Source organism: Nitrospina watsonii (assembly GCF_946900835.1).
GTDB classification, from domain to species: Bacteria; Nitrospinota; Nitrospinia; order Nitrospinales; family Nitrospinaceae; genus Nitrospina; species Nitrospina watsonii.
In genome coordinates, this window is sequence record NZ_OX336137.1 from 2,467,040 (window position 1) to 2,483,520 (window position 16,481).

A 16,481-nucleotide genomic window follows, 5' to 3' on the forward strand; every position below is an offset into this window, starting at 1 on the left:
GAGTTACAATATAATGAACACGGTATCGATTTTGCTTTTCATGTCCTGGCTATCAACCGGAGTTTTCATCCATGGTTCGCTGGAACAAATTTGAAAAAAGCCTCGGCTGCCTGATGCTGGGAGTTTGCCTGTTGCTGGGAGGGCCCGCTGCGGCCAATGCGCAGAACGGATCCGGTCCCATCAAGATTCAGGACATCGAGCTCGGGCCGCACCCGGATAAAACGCGGGTGATCATTCACCTCAATCGGCTCACTGAGTACCGCGTGATCCCAGACCTCGCCAACAAGCGCCTCGGAATTTTTCTGCGGGGAGCCGTGTTGCATCCGCGCATCCAACCCCAGGTGGTGAAGGACATCCATCTGAGCAAAATGGACACCCGCGAGCTGGAAGGCATCGTCAAGATCACCCTCTATTTTCACAAATCCAATACTCAGTTCATCCATTTTACGGAAAACGACCCAGCCCGTATCGTTGTCGATCTGGCAGAGATGGCCCCCTTGCAGATCAAGCAATCCAAGGCCAAACTGACGCCGGAACCCAAACCGGAAACCCGGAAGCAGCCGCGCATAAAAGGCATGACTTCGGACCAGATCGAAAGAAAGGTGCAGGCGGGCAGTGAAGACAAGCTGCGCTCTGGCTGGAACGATTACACCCGGGCGCTCAACCTGTTCCAGCAACAGAAATATGCCGAAGCCATCCCGGCCCTGAAAGCCTATGTCCGCGACTTCAGTGCCAGTCCGTATGCGGCCAACGCCGCCTACCTCATCGCCGAGGCGGAATGGAAAGTCGCAATCCAAAAGCAACACCCGAGCCACGAACGGGTCATCGACGCCTACCGCTTTGCCATCCGCAAGTATCCGGACTCGCGGTTTTACGATCACGCACTTTATAAACTGGCATCCATTTACGACGATCTCGATCTCATCCTCGAAGCCAAGACGCATTACGAGCAGGGTATCGAGCGCAATCCGCGCAGCCGCTACAACGAGGCGCGCAAGCTGGGCCTCGCCCGCATGATGTACAAGGAAGGTCGCCTCGAAGAAGCCTACCGCGCGTTCCGGCTGATCCTCAAGGACCAGCCTACGGAACCGAAAGCGCGAGCCAGTGTTTACGATATCGCCCAGACCCACTACGAAAAAGGCGAGTTCGACAAATCGCTCCGCGTGTTCGAAGACGCGGTGGAACGCTGGCCGAAGGAATTGAACACGACGCCGCAACTCAATTACACGTTGGCCGAACTGTATTTTTCCCGGCAGCAGTACGGGAAAGCGCGCGCCTTTTATTTCCGGCTGGTCAACCTGCAACCCGGCACCCTTCAGGCACATCAGGCGCTCAACCGCATCGGCGACTCCTACCTGCTGGAGAAAAACGGCATGGCCGCCTATTCGGTGTTCGAACGCTCGCAGAAAATCGAGCCGGAAGGCCCAAACGCCCTCTACGCCAAAATCCGCCTCGCCGACATTGGCATCCGGTACCCGGGCCTGGCGGTGCCGGACCTGGTGATGGAGAATCCGGCATACTTCAAACCGTATCAGACTTATGACAAGGTGTTCGCGGACACGCCGGCGCGCAACATCCGCTCGGAGGTGCTGTTGAGCCGCGGCTCCGCCCTGTTCCAGGAACAACGCTTCCTGCAATCGATTCAGGAGTTCAAACGCCTGCTCGATCGCGACAAGTCCTCCCGGTTCTATCGCACCGCCAACAACGCCATCCACCGGGCGATGAGTCATTTGATCGATCAATATTCGAAGCAGGGCGGACACCTGCCGATTCTTTATGCGTACAACGATTTCCTGACACTCGGCATCGGCGATCTCGACAACCTGAAAACCCAATTGCAGATCGGCGAAGCCTATCAGGCCATTGGCATGCACGCCGAGGCGCTCAAGTTTTTCGAACAGGTCAAGCTGAAGGACACACAGAACCTGTACACCGACCGCCTGTTTCTGAACCTCGGCGAAATCCACCTCGCGCAGAACAAGTTTGAGGAAGCCGAACTGGTCAGCAAAACTTTCTTGAACAACTATGCCAACAGTCCAGAGGTGCCGGAAGCCATGCTGCTTCTCGCCGAGGCCTATCGCGGACAAAAGCGCATCGACAAGGCGGTGCAGGCGTACGAATCCATTATTGCCAAAGACGGCGGACTCGTTGCCCGCGCCTGGTACCAGCTGGGTGAAATCTGGATGGTGTCCGACGACCTCACCCGCGCCGCCGAGGCCTACCGCAATGTGATCGATCACTCGGACCGCGCCCTGCGCGACCCGCCGGAGTTCATCCAGTCCACCTATTACAAGCTGGGCATCGTCTTTCACCTGCAAGGCCGCTACTCGGAATCACTCAACATGCTGGAGTCCGGACGCAAACGCTTTCCGGAAAACTCGTTGCGCCGCTACGCGGATTTCCTGATCGCCGACAACCTGGGACAACTGTCGCAACCCAAACAGGCCGAGGCGGAGTTGACGGAAATGATCAAGGCCAAAAACGGCGACGCCAGCCTGGTTCAGGATGCCGCCGCGATGCGTCTCAAGATCATGGATTGGGAAAAACGCTTAAAAGACCGATTGTGATCCTTTATAATGAATAAAACGTCGCACGCATCCGCAAAACTTCCCTTCGAGTGGCCCATGACGGACGAACCCCAGGACCGGCAAGCGCCGGATCTCGAAACCCTTCAGGCCGCATTCCAGGCGTTCACCGAGACCACCCAGCACCTGCAGGAGTCGTATGAAAAACTTCAGGCGCACGTGCGCGCCCTCGACCTCGAACTGGAAAAGAAAAACGCCGAGCTCGAACAGAACCTGAAAGAAAAAGAAGCGGTCCGCAGTTACCTCAACAACATCCTGCAAAGCCTCACCACCGGCGTCATCGTCGTGGACGGCGACGACCGCATCACCACCTTCAACAAAACCGCCGAACGCATCACCGGCCGCCAGGAAACCGAATGCCGCGACCAAACCTTGAGCGACGTGTTCGATGTCGATCCCTTCGCGCGCCTGGTCGAACGCGTGCGCGACGCGGCAGACACCGCCCCCGTGTTCCAGGAATCCGTGCTCACCACCGGCGGCCGCGACCTGCGCATCCGCACCGCCGCGTCTCCCGTCCTCGACGGGCAGGGACAACGCATCGGCACCATGCTGCTGTTGGAAGACATCACCCAGCTCAAACGCCTCGAAGAGGAAGCCGAGCGCAACGACCGCCTGCGAGCCATGGGCGAGATGGCGGCGGGCATCGCCCACGAAATCCGCAATCCCCTCGCCAGCATCGAGCTGTTCGCCTCCGTGCTGAAAAAAGATCTCGCCGGCGATGAGGAAAACCAGGACCTCGCCGGACACATCATCAACGGCGTGCGCAACATGGACCGCACCATCTCCAGCTTGCTCCTGTTCGCCAAATCGCCGGAACCTTCGCGCAGCCGCTGCGACCTCAACCGGCTGCTGGAAGGACTGCTCGCCGATCCGGCGCAGTTGCAGATTCCGGACAACGTGAACGTGGTGTGCGATTTCGGCGCGGGCACGATGACCGCCAACGCCGACGAGCATCTGCTCAAACAGGTGTTCCTCAATTTTCTCAGAAACGCCGTGCAGGCCATGCCGGTGGGCGGTACGCTGACCATCAAAACCGGACACAGCGAAGCGCCGTCCGCCGACTCGCTGCACCGCCACACCCTCACCACCACCCTCGCCGACACCGGCGTCGGCATCGCGCAGCACGACCAGACGCACATCTTCAATCCGTTTTTCAGCACCAAGGAAACAGGCACCGGCCTCGGCCTCGCCATCGCGCACAACATCATCAAGGCACACCACGGCGCCATCGATGTGGACAGCCAGCCCGGTATCGGCACCACCTTCACCATTCACCTGCCCGGCGCCGACGAGACCGCATCATGAAATCCCAACGCCGCATCCTGATCGTCGATGACGAAGCCGACATGCGCGCCGCGCTCACCGCCGCGCTGAAACGCGAAGGCCACACGCTGAAAACCGCCGAAAACGGCAAGGACGCGCTCGCCCTGGTCGAAATCGAAGACTTCGACCTCGTCATCTCCGACGTCAAGATGCCGAAGATGACCGGCGCGGAACTGCTGAAAGCCGTCAAGGAACTCAAACCCGAAACGCGCATCATCATGATGACCGCCTACGGCACCATCGACAACGCCGTCGAAAGCATGAAACAGGGCGCGTTCGATTACCTCTTGAAACCGTTCTCCGCCGACATCCTCGTCTCCACCGTCACCCGCGCCCTGCAAACCGAATCGGCCCCCGGCGCAACGCAGGGTGACGCGGGCGCAGCAGCGGACGACGCAGAGGCCATCGACCCGCGCCAGATCGTCACCCAGAACAAAACCATGCAGGAGTTGTTGACCTTCGCCGGGAACGTGGCGTACAGCCAATCGACGGTGCTCATCTCCGGCGAGACCGGCACCGGCAAGGAACTGTTCGCGCGCTACATCCATCAATGCAGCCCGCGCGCCGGCAAACCGTTCCTCGCCGTCAACTGCGCCGCGCTGCCGGAAGGATTGCTGGAGTCGGAATTGTTCGGGCATGAGAAAGGATCGTTCACCGGCGCCATCACCGCCAAGCAGGGCAAGTTCGAGCTGGCCCACGGCGGCACGTTGCTGTTGGACGAGGTGACGGAGATGACCCTGCCCCTGCAGGCGAAGCTGCTGCGCGTGTTGCAGGAACACGAAGTCGATAAGGTCGGCGGCAAGGAACCCATCCCGGTCAACGTGCGCGTCATCGCCACCACCAACCGCGACCCAAAGGCGCTGATCGCCGAGCAGAAATTCCGCGAGGACCTGTATTACCGGCTGAACGTCATCCCGCTCAAACTGCCGCCGCTGAGGGAACGCAAGGAAGACATCCCGGTGCTGGCCGACCACTTCGCCAAGAAGCACGGGCAGAGGAACAATAAAACCATTGTGGGCGTGGCCGACGAGACGAAAAAACTGTTACAGAAATATCAATGGCAGGGGAACGTGCGCGAGTTCGAGAACATCATGGAGCGCGCCGTGCTGCTGTGCCACGCCGACACCATCCAGCCCTCCAACCTGTTCATGGATGACGATGCGGCGACCGCCGCCCAGCCCGCCAGCGCGAACGGGTCGAGTCCTTTGGGGGAATTCCGGGGCACGCTCCACGAGATGGAGCGGGAACTGATATTGAGGACACTGGAAGAAACCGAAGGCAACAAAACCAAAGCCGCCGAGCAACTCGGCATCTCCATCCGCACCCTCCGCAACAAACTTAGTGAGTATAAAGAGAAAGCGTAACAAGTTGGGTTTAAAGTTCTTTCAGGTTCAAATAGGGAGCCTGCCAGGGAACAAAACCCATACCCACCTTTTTATGGTATTCCAAAATTAAATTGAAGCCTATATCGAAACCATATAAGATTCCCCTCCTTACACCAATACCTGCCATAAATGAGGAGGGGACAGAATGGACAAGTTTATCAATTGTAAGCCTATTCATTGGTTAGGAATTTTGATTTTAATAATAAGTGGATGTGCCACGCTCGTGGAGGGATCAACACAAACGATAAGTGTCAATTCTAACGTTCAGGGTGCTGAAGTACTTTTTAATGGACAACCCATCGGAGTTACACCTTTAACGGCATTAGTTCCGAAAGGAAAAAACGCAACAATTGTTGTAAAAAAGGAAGGGTATCAAGCACAAACAATCGCCGCCACAACAAAGATCACTACCGCGTTCTGGGGCAATATTATAACTGGCGGGCTATTAGGCAGCACCACTGATTTAGTTAGTAAAAGTGCCTATGAATACGCACCAAATAATTATTATGCAAATTTGTTTCCTATTGAAAGTAGTAGTTTGCAACTAAAAAAATTAGAACATAAGGCTTCTATAAGGCAGTTTATTTTATTTAATTATCACAGTTTGATTGTAGATGCCAGTAGGGGCCAGGGTGAATATCTAGATGCACTTGCACACATCTTATTATTCAAAACCAAAGAACAAAAACAAAAACTGGCAAAAGAAATCTTAACTATTTATGGAAACACCCTAAGTCATCAGAAAACATCAAATGCCCCAAAATTTGCTGAAGCAATATTAACTTCATCCAATAATCTTTGATTATTCAGCAAAAAGAGACCTTGGCCGTTTAAACCAAAGAGCAAATAATTAATCCCCAATATGAAGATTAGTATTTTCATATTTGGGGTTTTCCTTGATCGACTGTGGAAAAACCTCCTTTCACTGTGCAGTGATGTGTACAGTGATGGTATTCGGCTGATAGTGGCCGCTCTGTTGGGCGTATAGATCAAGCGGCTATTGTAGCCGCTTTTTGTTGCCCCTCTATCCTTAAAAACACAACATAGATTCTTCGCTTACGCTCAGAATGACACGCTAAGGAAAAAGCCCCCCGGCCCCCTTCGGAGAAGGGGAAGTCCAACCTCCTCCCCCTCCTTTTCAAGGAGGGGATACAGGGGAGGTTACCAGTAACCCCTTCCCAACCGGCACCCCGCGGGTGCCCCTTGAGGAGCTATTCGTCGAGAATTAATATCTCAATCTCTTGTACTTTTTTCAGTTTCGCATCGTTCCCGATAAAAGCCGTTGCACCGCTGTCTATTGCAGTAGCAAGCAATATCGCATCCGGGGTTTTGATGTTGTACTCGGCGCGGAGTTGAGCGCCCAGGTCCGCAACATGGATCGTTAAATCCTTCCAGAGCATATTCGGGTATCGGGTGAGCAATCCGTAAAATTCGCTGGCCCGTTCCACGTCATCCTGACGGTAAGGCTGGACCAGAATTTCCAGAAGGCTCAACGTCGAGCACACGCCCGTATTACGGCCGTCTTCGATCGCTTCAAAAATAGCCTGGCAGAGTTTGTGGTACTGCGGGTTGGCTTCGATGAAATAAATGAGGATGTTCGAGTCGAGGCCAATGGTGGGATGGGATTTTAAAAACTGGTTCAGCTTGGCGGGACTCACCACGCCTTACGTTCCTTCTCCAGGTAATCTTTAGGGTATAGACCCTTGCCACGTCCCGAAAGCGCTCTGGAAAATTGTTTGGGCTGAGGAAGCAACAGAGTGGTATGGCCTTTGACCACCACCATCAACGTATCCCCACCCTTCACCTTCATCGCTTCGCGGGCTTCCTTCGGAATCACAATCTGATTTTTGGATGACATTTTAATAAGAGACATGACTTTCCTCCTGAAAATCACTTTACTTTATTATAATTTGTAAAGCCTTCGTTTGCCATAATAACTTTGAAATAGGAGATAAGGCTATATTTGCCCGTCGCCAAAAAGATGACAGCAGGATTTGCCGGGTGGAAAAATCTGGCCTGATTTCCCCCCGCGCCGCCTGTGCCCTGCCCTGCCACGCGCCCCCAATCCCTTTGTTTTAAAAGAGTTTCCGCCCCGCCTGCCGAATCCGGCCAAATCGTTGAAATCCCGCGCGTTTGGCACCAAACTTGCTTTAAATCCCTGTAAAGATTGCCCGAACCGCCCCGCAGGCGGCCCACGGGCCGGAAACCCTTATTTTAAAGAGGATTCGAACGATGGATTTTTTGACGTCGATCCAGGTCAGTGCCTCCGGGCTGAATGTCCAGCGCCAGCGCATGGACGCCATCGCCAGCAACCTGGCCAACCTCGAGACCACCCGCACGCCGGAAGGCGGCCCCTACAAGCGCAAGGATGTGGTGGTGTCCGCCAATCCGCTGGGTGAGGATTTCGCCTCCACGCTGCATCAGGAGCTGTTCGACAACGTACGCACGTCGGCGGTGTCCGAGATCGTGGAGGATCAGTCGGAGCCGCAGATGGTGTTCCAGCCGGGCCACCCGGACGCGAACGAAGAAGGTTATGTGGCGATGCCGAACATCAACCTGATGGAAGAGATGGTGAACATGATCAACGCGACGCGCTCGTTCGAGGCGAACATCCAGGCGATCAGTTCCGCCAAGACCATGGCGCTGCGCGCCATCGATCTGGGTAGATGAGCGGACATTTATTGAATGAGGAGGAGTCATTGATAACCCCTCCTCAATCCTCCCCTTGAAAAGGGGAGGAGGAGAATAAGGTGGAAAAGTTATGAAACCCCCTCACCCCAACCCTCTCCCACGAAGGGGAGAGGGAGTCTTTAAGGTTCCTTCTCCCCGGGCGGGAGAAGGCGAGGATGAGGGGGGTCAATGATTCATTCCTTTAAAAAGGAAAACGCACACTCAATTTATGACACACACAACGACAACCCTTGACGGGACAAGACCATGGAAGCGTTTCTGGAATTCTTAAGAAATCTCGGGCAGCGGTTCAACGAGCTGTCGCCGGTGAACAAGGTCGCGGCGTTGGGCCTTTTGGGCGCGATGGGTGCGGCGGTGATCGCCATGATGCTGTGGGCGCAAACGCCGGACTACCAGCTCCTCTACGCCAACCTGGCTGAAAAGGACGCGGCGGCGGTGGTGGAGGAACTCAAGACGCAGACCATTCCTTACGAGTTGTCCAATGGCGGCCGCAACGTGCGCATCCCGTCCAACCGCGTGCACGAGGTGCGGCTGGGCCTCGCCAGCCAGGGGTTGCCGACGGGAGCGGAAGTCGGCCTCGAACTGTTCGAGGACACACCCCTCGGCATGACGGAGTTCGTGCAGAAACTGAATTTTCAACGCGCCCTGCAGGGCGAGCTGGTGCGCACCATCAACTCCCTGAAGGCGGTGGAACATTCCCGCGTGCATCTGGTCTTGCCGAAGGACAATGTCTTCTCGAAGGAAAAACCGCGCGGCAAGGCGTCGGTCATGGTGAAGCTGAAAGCCGGACAGAATTTGTCTGAAACGCAGGTGCAGGGCATCGTGCACCTGGTCTCCTCCAGCGTCGAGAGCTTGCAAGTGAGCGACGTGGTGGTGGTCGATCTCGCCGGCAACATGTTGTCGGGTGGCAAGGAAGTGTCCGAAGCGGCAATGATGACAGCATCCAATTACAAGCACACGCGGCGTGTCGAACAGGAACTGGAAAAGAGCATCGTCCGCATGCTGGAAGATGCGTTGGGCGCAGGCAAAGTCATCGCCAAGGTGGCGGCGGACATCAACTTCGACAAGGTCGAGCGCACGGAAGAGCTGTTCGATCCCGACTCGCAGGTGATCCGCAGCGAGCAGAACACGACCGAGCAGGTGGTCGGCGCGGCGCCTCCCGGCGGTGTGGCCGGAGTGCAGTCTTTGACGCCGGGCAGCGGCAACCAGCAGGGCACCGGCACCGGTTCCCGCCGCAACAACGAAAAATCGACGCTCAATTATGAGATCAACAAAGTGGTCAAGCATGTGAAGGAGACCACCGGCGAAATCAAGAAGCTGTCGGTCAGCGTCATGGTGGATGGCAAGATGGCGGGCGACCCGCCGGCCTACCAAGCGCGGTCCGAGGAGGAAATGGCCAAGCTGCTGCAACTGGTGCGGACCGCCGTCGGCTATGACGAGGCGCGCGGCGACCAGATCCAGATGGAGAACGTGCAGTTCGACAACTCCCTGCAAATGCAGCAGAAAGAGGATATCGAGCAGGCGCAGAAGTACGACCTCGCGATCACCGCTGCAAAGATAATCGGCGGTGTTATAATACTGGTATTGTTCATTCTGCGAATCCTGCTGCCCATGGTGCGGTGGATCACCACCAGTGTGGAAGCCGAGGAAGAAGTCGATCAGGGCCCGACTCCGGAAGAGGTCCAGAAGCAGGAAGAAGAAAAACGGATGGCGCAGATGGCGCAGGAGAATATCGAAATGCGCAAATCGGTGGAAGCGTTGGTTGGACGCGATCCTCGTTACGCCGCCTCCGTCATTCGTAAATGGATGCGCGAACGCACCACTGGAGCATAGAGACACATGGCAACCATCAATCCCAAAACCAATCAAAAGCTGACCGGTCCCGAAAAGGCCGCCATCTTCCTGATGGCGATGGGCGAGGAGCAGGCGGCGAAGATTCTGGCCGAAATGGACGAGCGCGAGATTCAGGGCATCGGCAACTACATCTCCGCCGTCAGCGACGTCGAAACCTCCACGGTCGATCAGGTCACGCGCGAATTTTTCACGAACATCACGTCCGGCATCGGCGGCGGTCTCGGCGTCTCCGGCCTCGATTTTCTGAAGAGCACGCTGTTGCGCGCCCTGCCCGCGGACAAGGCCACGGAAATCATGAACAACGTCACTCTGCCCGGCGAGGACCTGGGCGGCGGGCTGGACACCATCCGCATGCTGGAGCCGAAAGTCATCGCCCAGTTTCTTGCCAATGAACATCCGCAGACGGCGGCCATCGTCATGGCGCACATGGACCCGGCGCTGGCCAGCGCGACGCTGAAAGAAATGAAAGAAGAGTTCCGCACCGAAGTCATTTACCGTCTGGCCACGCTGGAGCGCGTGTCGCCGCAGGTGATCCGCGATCTCGACGAAGCGTTGCAGTCCGAATTCCGCACCTCCGGCGCCATCTCCGGCAGCAAGATGGGTGGACTCGATACCGCCGTCACCGTGATCAGCGAACTCGATCGCACGACCGAAACCTCCCTGCTGTCGAACCTGGACGAGATCGACCCGGAACTCGCCAACGAGATCCGCAACCTGCGGTTCACGTATGAAGACATGTTGAAGCTCGACGACAACGGCGTGCAAATGGTGCTCAAGGAAGTGCAATCCGAAGACCTGCTCATGTCGTTGAAGACCGCGAGCGAGGAAGTGAAGGAAAAGATTTACTCGAACATGTCCGACCGCGCGGCCAACATGCTGAAGGAAGACCTCGACGCATTGGGACCGACCAAGGTCAGCGAAGTGGAACGTTCGCAGCAAAAGGTGGTGCAGGTCATCAAGCGGCTGGAAGAAGAAGGCAAACTGGTGATCGGGGGAGGCGCGGAAGAACTTGTCTAAACAATTCAAACCATTCAGATCCGGCGAGGATGTCGAAGGAACGGACGAAGACGACGCCCAGGAACCGAAGGCAACCTCGGACTCCGGTGCGCCGTTTCAGTTTCAGGATTTCGGTATCCGCCGTGACCTGCCGCGCGGGTTCAAATTCGATCTGGAAAAATCCCGCAACTTCGACGACCGCAACATCGAAAAAGCCAAGCAGGGCGTCCAACAGGTTTTCGCCGACGCCCTCGATCGCATCAAAGTCAAGGCCGAGGAGGTCAAGGCCCAGGCGCGGGAAGAAGGACACCAGGCCGGGTACCAGGATGGATTCAAGGCCGGAGAGGAAGCGGCACGCCAGGAATTCACGCCGTTTCTCGAAACGCTCACCGCAGGCGTGGAAGAGCTCGCTAAATTTCGCAGCGGCATGTACCCGAAGGTTGAACGCGAAATGATCCACATGGTGGTGGAACTCGCCAAAAAAATCATCGAGACCGACCTGTCCCTGCGCGAGGACAGCGTGCGCGACATCATTCGTCTCGCTGTCGGCTCCATCCTCGACCGTGAAACGCTGGTCCTCAAGGTGAACCCGAAAGACCGCAAATACGCCGAACATTACAGCCCCGAATTGCACCGGCTCTTCCCCGATATCCGCAACGTGCGCGTCGAAGGCCACGCGTCCGTGCAACGCGGCGGCTGCCGGGTCGAGTCCAACTTCGGCAGTGTGGAAGCGGACATGGGCCGGCTCCAGGCCGAGATCGACAAGCTTCTGCATCGCGCACCGCCCGCTCCCGAAGAGATGGAAGGCTACCCGCAACCGTCCCTGCACCCGGAAGCGGAAACCGGGTCCACACTGGGCGCACCGGAGGAAGACGAGGCTCCGGCGGAAGAAGCACCCCCGGCCGCTTCGGCCGACACCGATACCGATACCGGCGCCACGCCCGGCGCCGTTGATGACGACACCCAAACATCCGATCCCGACGACGAGGCAGGTCCGGTCACCGAGACCTGAAGGCATATGTTGGAAACCATCGATCTTGAAAAATACGGCAGCTACGTTGACAACGTCACCATGGTCAGGAAGCAGGGACGTGTCATCCGCCTCACCGGGCTGATCGTGGAAGGCAACGGCCCCGCCGTATCGATGGGTTCCTTATGCACCATTTACTCGCGGCAGAACAAAAAAGCCATCGATGCCGAAGTCGTCGGATTCCGGGACAACAAAATTTTGCTGATGACGCTGGGCAACATGGCGGGCATCGAGCCCGGCAGCGTGATCGTCGCCAAGGAAGAGTCCCCCACGTTCAATGTCTCCGAGCATTTGCTCGGACGCGTGATCGATGGCAACGGCGCACCGCTTGATGGACTGGGGCCCATCCCGATGGGCAAGGAATATCCCGTGCAGGGCGTGCCCATCAACCCGATGGAACGCGCCCGCATTGCAGAAGTGCTGGATGTCGGCATCGGCGCCGTCAACGGATTGCTGACCGTCGGCAAAGGTCAGCGCGTGGGCATCATGGCCGGCACGGGCGTTGGCAAATCCGTGCTCCTCGGCATGATCGCGCGCAACACCTCCGCCGAGGTCAACGTCATCGCGCTCATCGGTGAGCGGGGACGTGAAGTGAAGGAGTTCATCGAGGAAAACCTGGGGCCGGAAGGCCTGAAACGATCCGTCGTGGTGGCCGTCTCCTCGGATCAACCCCCGCTGGTGCGGATTCGCGGTGCGTACCTCGCGACCACCATCGCCGAATATTTCCGCGACACAGGACGGGACGTTTTACTGATGATGGATTCGCTGACCCGTTTCGCTTTGGCGCAACGCGAGATCGGCCTGTCCGTCGGCGAACCGCCCACGACTCGCGGCTTCACGCCTTCGGTGTTTTCGCTGCTGCCGCAATTGCTGGAACGCGCCGGCACCTCGTCCGGTTCCGGCTCCATCACCGCCATGTACACGGTGCTGGTGGAGGGCGACGATCTCAACGAACCGGTTTCCGATGCGGTACGGGCCATTCTGGACGGGCACATCGTGCTGTCGCGCCGCCTGTCGTCGCACAATCATTACCCTGCCATCGATATCCTGGAAAGCATCAGCCGCATGATGATCGACGTGGTCACGCCGGAGCACAACCAGTTGTCGATGCAGTTCAAGGACATCCTGGCCACCTATCGCGAGGCGGAGGAACTGATCAATATCGGCGCGTATGCCCGCGGCAGCAATGCAAAGATCGACCGGGCGATTGATAAAATCGATGCGTTCAACGCTTACCTGCGCCAGGACATGGCCGAGTCGCGCCCCTTTCCGCACAGCGTGGAACAACTGCAACAGGTGCTGCGGGATGACGAGCCCGGAGGTGACGCATGAGTTTCCGCCTGGAAGGCCTGCTGCGCGTTCGCAAAAATCAGGAAAACATGGTGCAGCGCGCGTTCGCCGAAATCAATGCGCAACGGGTGGCCCACCGTGAAATGCTGGACCGGCTGAATGACTCACGCCGCCGCCAGCGGGAAAACCTGAACCAGCGTTTCAGTGACAACCTGGACGCCTCCACACTGGGCCTGTACGACAACTATTTCAACGGCGCCCGCATCGATGAACGTTCCAGCCAGAAACAGATCGAGGAGGTCACCGAAAAAATTGAGACCAAACGGCAGGAACTGGCGGAAACCATGAAAAAGCGACGCACGCTTGAATTCCTCAAGGAACAGCAACTGCTGCGCGAACGCAAGGAAGCGCAAAAACGCGAAACGGCTTTTCTTGATGACGTGGCCTCCACCCAGTGGCACCGGAGGGAACCGTGATGCCGCAACGATTCCGCTTACGCAACCTGACTCTGATTCTCACCATGGCGCTGCTGGCCGGCGTGCCGCTGGCCATGGCCCAGACCGGCGATTCCACATCGCAGCCCAAAAGCACGGAATCCTCCACCGGCTCCGGAGGCACGCTCACCTTGCCCAGCACGGACAAATCCCGCCTGGAAATGAACATGGAGACGTTCCGCATGCTGGAAATGATCGAGAAGAAAAACCGCGAGTTGGAAAAGCGGGAGGACGAGTTGGCGCTGCGCGAAAAAAATCTCAACGATCTTGAGAAGAAGGTCCGGTCGGATCTGCAGAAAATCGAGGAAGCGTTGGTGCGAAGTGAAGAACTGGTTGGGATCAAGCGCGACCTGATTCAGAAAAACCTGGAGTCGCTGGTCAAGATGTACTCCAGCATGAAAGCGACCGAGGCCGCCACCCTGATGGAGAGCATGGATCAGGACATCGCGGTGCAGATTCTTTCCAAAATGAAAAGCCGGGATGCCGGTGCGGTGCTGGGAAAAATGAACACCCAGGTGGCCAAAAACCTCACTGAAAAGATCGCCGGGAAAGCCAAACAGCCCTGACCGGTTTTCCTACTTGTTTTCCTGCCGGTTTTTTTTGGTTTTAGACTCTGCCGTGGCCAGCCCGAAGGACATCAGGTATTTCATTCCCTCTTCCACACTGATATCCATCGTTTCCACATCCTTGCGCGGCAGAACCAGATAAAATCCCAGCGTCACGTTGGGGATCAGCGGAATGAACACATTGACCGGTTCCTCATCAAAGTTTTCGCGGACCTCGCCCCGGGTGCGGCCCGCCACCAGACCGAACATGCGCATCCCGTCGTGTGGATACTTGACCACGACCACTTCATCGAAAGAACCGGTATCGGCTTCGGAAACCGCATCGGTGACTTTTTTGATGGTGGTGTAAACGCTACGGACGATGGGGGTCTGGTGCAGGATTCGGTCTCCCAGGGCCACCAGCTTCTTGCCGAAAAAATTGGTGGCCACCAACCCCACTGCAAAAATAATCAGGCAGACCATAAAGAAGCCCAGCCCCGGCAGGTAGAAATCCTCAGGCAGAGGCAGGTTCCAGCGGCGGATGACAAAGGAAATCCACGGAGCCATGATGCGATCCAGGTGGTTGATCACAAAGGCCAGGAGAAAGACCGTCAGGCCTGCGGGAATGAGGATCAACAAACCTGCTACCAGGTATTTTTTGAAAAACGTTTTCACAGCGAAGCCCTATCACCCCTCCGGGACACGCCCGGGAGAAATGGAATGTGATGCCGGTATTTTACCAGTTTCGGGGGGACGGCTACGACTTTTCTTCCAGTTTTTGGATGTGGCTTCGAACCCTCATGGTCAGGGCGGGGCGGGAGGACTGGGCGCGTGTCACAAACTGCTTGTAGTGCTCAATGGCTTCCGGGATGCGGTTCATCTGCTCATACAACAAGGCCAGATTGTAATAGCCTTCCGGCTGTTTGGGGTCCAGATTGATCACCTTGCGGTAAAGCATTTCGGCACGGCGGTAATGATTCTGCTTTTTGTAGATGATGGCCAGATTGTTGTAACTTTCTACATTACGGGAATCGATCTCCGTCGCTTTTTCATAGTACCGGATGGCGCTCATCGGATCCCCATGCAGGTAATACATGAGACCGAGGTTGTTGTAGGCCTTGACGTAGGCGGGATCAATGCGGACCGCCTGCAACAACTCCCGGATGGCCTCCTGGGAACGGCCCAACTTTTTGAAGATCAATGCCCGGTTGTTATGGATACGAGCGTTTCCGGGATCCAGACGTTTTGCCTTCTCATAAAATTCCAGCGCCAGAAAGTAATCTTCGTTTTGATGATGAAAGGAGGCGATATTGAAGTACCGCGATTTGTCGTCCATCGTTCGGGAATCCCGTCCGGTTTTCCACTTCTGCATGTCCGCCTCATTGGGCATGACGTGAATCGAGTCGTCGCCCGAAACGGATTTCTGTTCCGCCGCCAGGTCCAAAATCTGGTCCGATTTCTGCTCCGGCACGGCATTCTGTTGCATTGCCGGAACCGTTTCATTTTCATTCAGCAACGATGTCACCGGCACTTCCTGAGCCAGTTGAGTTCCTTCCGGCGCATTCTGCGTTTCCATTTTATCCTGAGGCGCATCCGTCAGGTCCGCTCCCAATCCTTCCGTCAGAGCGGCCACCTGCTCCAGGGACGATTCGGGTTTCACAAAGGGTGTGTAAGGAATCTTAGCCGGCTGTTTTTCCCCACCCGGAACGAGAGGCTGCGGTTGCGGCTTCGATTTGGACTTTAGCTTCGGCTCCGTTTTTATTTGATTGCCGGTGGTCGAGATCGACTGGACGGCGGCTTTTTCTTTTTCATTGTCTTTCGCGCCTCCCTTTTTCTTCAGCAACGGGGCCTGGCTCTTCTTCCCTGTCTCAGGCAATACCGCGACCGGGGGTTCCGGCTTCGCTGCCACAACCGCCAACAGACCGGTCCCTTCCACAGGGCCTTTCTCTGGAGGTGGGGTGTCTTTCTTTTTCTGGGACGGGTTTTCTTCCGGGACGCCGGTTTGCGGGGAAGTTCCTGTTTGGGCGATGTCCGGCCGAGGCGCCGCGGCCAGGATAAGAGGTTTGGTCCGTGCCTGATACTGCTGTGAGGGAACGAAGATCGTGAACCAGCCGCCGATTAAAATCAGCACCCAGCCCAGGACGACGCTTACTTTTTTTAAAATGTCCACCAACCCCGGCAAGTTTGAGAAACGTAGAACGTTGCGCTCGATTTGCTCCTTATCCCGGTCCCTGTCTTTTTGTGCTTTTTTCAGGCTATCCGCGATCAAACTCATGGAGGCGCATCCT

16 protein-coding genes are annotated in these 16,481 nt (G+C 56.6%); 11 read left to right on the plus strand and 5 right to left on the minus strand.

Annotated features, from left to right (window positions below; all coding sequences use genetic code 11):
- The first annotated feature begins 71 nt into the window (after positions 1–71).
- The 4 genes from QML71_RS11495 to QML71_RS11510 all read left to right on the plus strand — a co-directional run bounded on the left by QML71_RS11495 (position 72) and on the right by QML71_RS11510 (position 6,095).
- Entirely contained in the window at positions 72–2,567 is a 2,496-nt protein-coding gene (locus QML71_RS11495; RefSeq protein ID WP_282012072.1) for a tetratricopeptide repeat protein, read from the plus strand.
- Between the two features lie 57 nt (positions 2,568–2,624).
- Complete coding sequence (locus QML71_RS11500; RefSeq protein WP_282012073.1) at positions 2,625–3,890, plus strand: ATP-binding protein; 1,266 nt, start codon at positions 2,625–2,627, stop codon at positions 3,888–3,890.
- Positions 3,887–5,272, plus strand: coding sequence for a sigma-54-dependent transcriptional regulator (locus tag QML71_RS11505; RefSeq protein WP_282012074.1), 1,386 nt, complete (start codon positions 3,887–3,889; stop codon positions 5,270–5,272). Before QML71_RS11500 ends, QML71_RS11505 begins: the two co-directional genes overlap by 4 nt.
- Before the next feature lie 166 nt (positions 5,273–5,438).
- Positions 5,439–6,095 (plus strand): PEGA domain-containing protein, encoded by a 657-nt coding sequence (locus QML71_RS11510; protein ID WP_282012075.1) that lies wholly within the window; start codon positions 5,439–5,441, stop codon positions 6,093–6,095.
- 409 nt (positions 6,096–6,504) lie between these two features.
- On the opposite strand, the gene QML71_RS11515 is transcribed toward QML71_RS11510, so the two are convergent.
- The 3 genes from QML71_RS11515 to QML71_RS11525 are packed head-to-tail and all read right to left on the minus strand — an operon-like array spanning position 6,505 to position 7,489.
- Positions 6,505–6,954: a type II toxin-antitoxin system VapC family toxin gene (locus tag QML71_RS11515; protein ID WP_282012076.1), complete on the minus strand. Its 450-nt coding sequence runs from the start codon at positions 6,952–6,954 to the stop codon at positions 6,505–6,507.
- Positions 6,948–7,166, minus strand: coding sequence for an AbrB/MazE/SpoVT family DNA-binding domain-containing protein (locus tag QML71_RS11520; RefSeq protein ID WP_282012077.1), 219 nt, complete (start codon positions 7,164–7,166; stop codon positions 6,948–6,950). Before QML71_RS11520 ends, QML71_RS11515 begins: the two co-directional genes overlap by 7 nt.
- Positions 7,167–7,183: 17 nt before the next feature.
- The gene (locus QML71_RS11525) at positions 7,184–7,489 is read right to left on the minus strand and encodes a hypothetical protein (protein WP_282012078.1); all 306 of its coding nucleotides are present in this window, start codon (positions 7,487–7,489) and stop codon (positions 7,184–7,186) included.
- Positions 7,490–7,525: 36 nt separating this feature from the next.
- On the opposite strand from QML71_RS11525, the gene flgC reads away from it, so the two are divergent.
- The 7 genes from flgC to QML71_RS11560 all read left to right on the plus strand — a co-directional run bounded on the left by flgC (position 7,526) and on the right by QML71_RS11560 (position 14,214).
- Positions 7,526–7,963, plus strand: a complete 438-nt coding sequence (gene flgC / locus QML71_RS11530; RefSeq protein WP_282012079.1) for a flagellar basal body rod protein FlgC — start codon at positions 7,526–7,528, stop codon at positions 7,961–7,963.
- A gap of 267 nt (positions 7,964–8,230) precedes the next feature.
- Positions 8,231–9,817, plus strand: a complete 1,587-nt coding sequence (fliF, locus tag QML71_RS11535) for a flagellar basal-body MS-ring/collar protein FliF (protein WP_282012080.1) — start codon at positions 8,231–8,233, stop codon at positions 9,815–9,817.
- A gap of 6 nt (positions 9,818–9,823) precedes the next feature.
- Positions 9,824–10,855, plus strand: a complete 1,032-nt coding sequence (fliG, locus tag QML71_RS11540) for a flagellar motor switch protein FliG (protein WP_282012081.1) — start codon at positions 9,824–9,826, stop codon at positions 10,853–10,855.
- Positions 10,848–11,846 (plus strand): FliH/SctL family protein, encoded by a 999-nt coding sequence (locus QML71_RS11545; protein WP_282012082.1) that lies wholly within the window; start codon positions 10,848–10,850, stop codon positions 11,844–11,846. Before fliG ends, QML71_RS11545 begins: the two co-directional genes overlap by 8 nt.
- A 6-nt stretch (positions 11,847–11,852) precedes the next feature.
- A complete protein-coding gene (locus tag QML71_RS11550; RefSeq protein ID WP_282012083.1) occupies positions 11,853–13,196 on the plus strand; it encodes a FliI/YscN family ATPase in 1,344 nt (447 codons plus the stop codon).
- The gene (fliJ, locus tag QML71_RS11555; protein ID WP_282012084.1) at positions 13,193–13,630 is read left to right on the plus strand and encodes a flagellar export protein FliJ; all 438 of its coding nucleotides are present in this window, start codon (positions 13,193–13,195) and stop codon (positions 13,628–13,630) included. The genes QML71_RS11550 and fliJ overlap by 4 nt, the downstream gene beginning before the upstream one ends.
- Complete coding sequence (locus QML71_RS11560) at positions 13,630–14,214, plus strand: MotE family protein (protein ID WP_282012085.1); 585 nt, start codon at positions 13,630–13,632, stop codon at positions 14,212–14,214. Before fliJ ends, QML71_RS11560 begins: the two co-directional genes overlap by 1 nt.
- A gap of 9 nt (positions 14,215–14,223) precedes the next feature.
- On the opposite strand, the gene QML71_RS11565 is transcribed toward QML71_RS11560, so the two are convergent.
- Both QML71_RS11565 and QML71_RS11570 read right to left on the minus strand, forming a co-directional pair.
- Positions 14,224–14,868, minus strand: a complete 645-nt coding sequence (locus QML71_RS11565) for a DUF502 domain-containing protein (RefSeq protein WP_282012086.1) — start codon at positions 14,866–14,868, stop codon at positions 14,224–14,226.
- Positions 14,869–14,950: 82 nt separating this feature from the next.
- A complete protein-coding gene (locus tag QML71_RS11570) occupies positions 14,951–16,468 on the minus strand; it encodes a tetratricopeptide repeat protein (RefSeq protein WP_282012087.1) in 1,518 nt (505 codons plus the stop codon).
- Between the last annotated feature and the right edge of the window lie 13 nt (positions 16,469–16,481).

Excerpts from the sequence above, each read along its gene's own strand:
- QML71_RS11495 (WP_282012072.1), top strand. The coding sequence starts at position 72 with ATGGTTCGCTGGAACAAATTTGAAAAAAGCCTCGGCTGCCTGATGCTG.
- QML71_RS11500 (WP_282012073.1), top strand. The coding sequence starts at position 2,625 with ATGACGGACGAACCCCAGGACCGGCAAGCGCCGGATCTCGAAACCCTT.
- QML71_RS11505 (WP_282012074.1), top strand. The coding sequence starts at position 3,887 with ATGAAATCCCAACGCCGCATCCTGATCGTCGATGACGAAGCCGACATG.
- QML71_RS11510 (WP_282012075.1), top strand. The coding sequence starts at position 5,439 with ATGGACAAGTTTATCAATTGTAAGCCTATTCATTGGTTAGGAATTTTG.
- QML71_RS11520 (WP_282012077.1), bottom strand. The coding sequence starts at position 7,166 with ATGTCTCTTATTAAAATGTCATCCAAAAATCAGATTGTGATTCCGAAG.
- flgC (WP_282012079.1), top strand. The coding sequence starts at position 7,526 with ATGGATTTTTTGACGTCGATCCAGGTCAGTGCCTCCGGGCTGAATGTC.
- fliF (WP_282012080.1), top strand. The coding sequence starts at position 8,231 with ATGGAAGCGTTTCTGGAATTCTTAAGAAATCTCGGGCAGCGGTTCAAC.
- fliG (WP_282012081.1), top strand. The coding sequence starts at position 9,824 with ATGGCAACCATCAATCCCAAAACCAATCAAAAGCTGACCGGTCCCGAA.
- QML71_RS11550 (WP_282012083.1), top strand. The coding sequence starts at position 11,853 with ATGTTGGAAACCATCGATCTTGAAAAATACGGCAGCTACGTTGACAAC.
- fliJ (WP_282012084.1), top strand. The coding sequence starts at position 13,193 with ATGAGTTTCCGCCTGGAAGGCCTGCTGCGCGTTCGCAAAAATCAGGAA.
- QML71_RS11560 (WP_282012085.1), top strand. The coding sequence starts at position 13,630 with ATGCCGCAACGATTCCGCTTACGCAACCTGACTCTGATTCTCACCATG.
- QML71_RS11570 (WP_282012087.1), bottom strand. The coding sequence starts at position 16,468 with ATGAGTTTGATCGCGGATAGCCTGAAAAAAGCACAAAAAGACAGGGAC.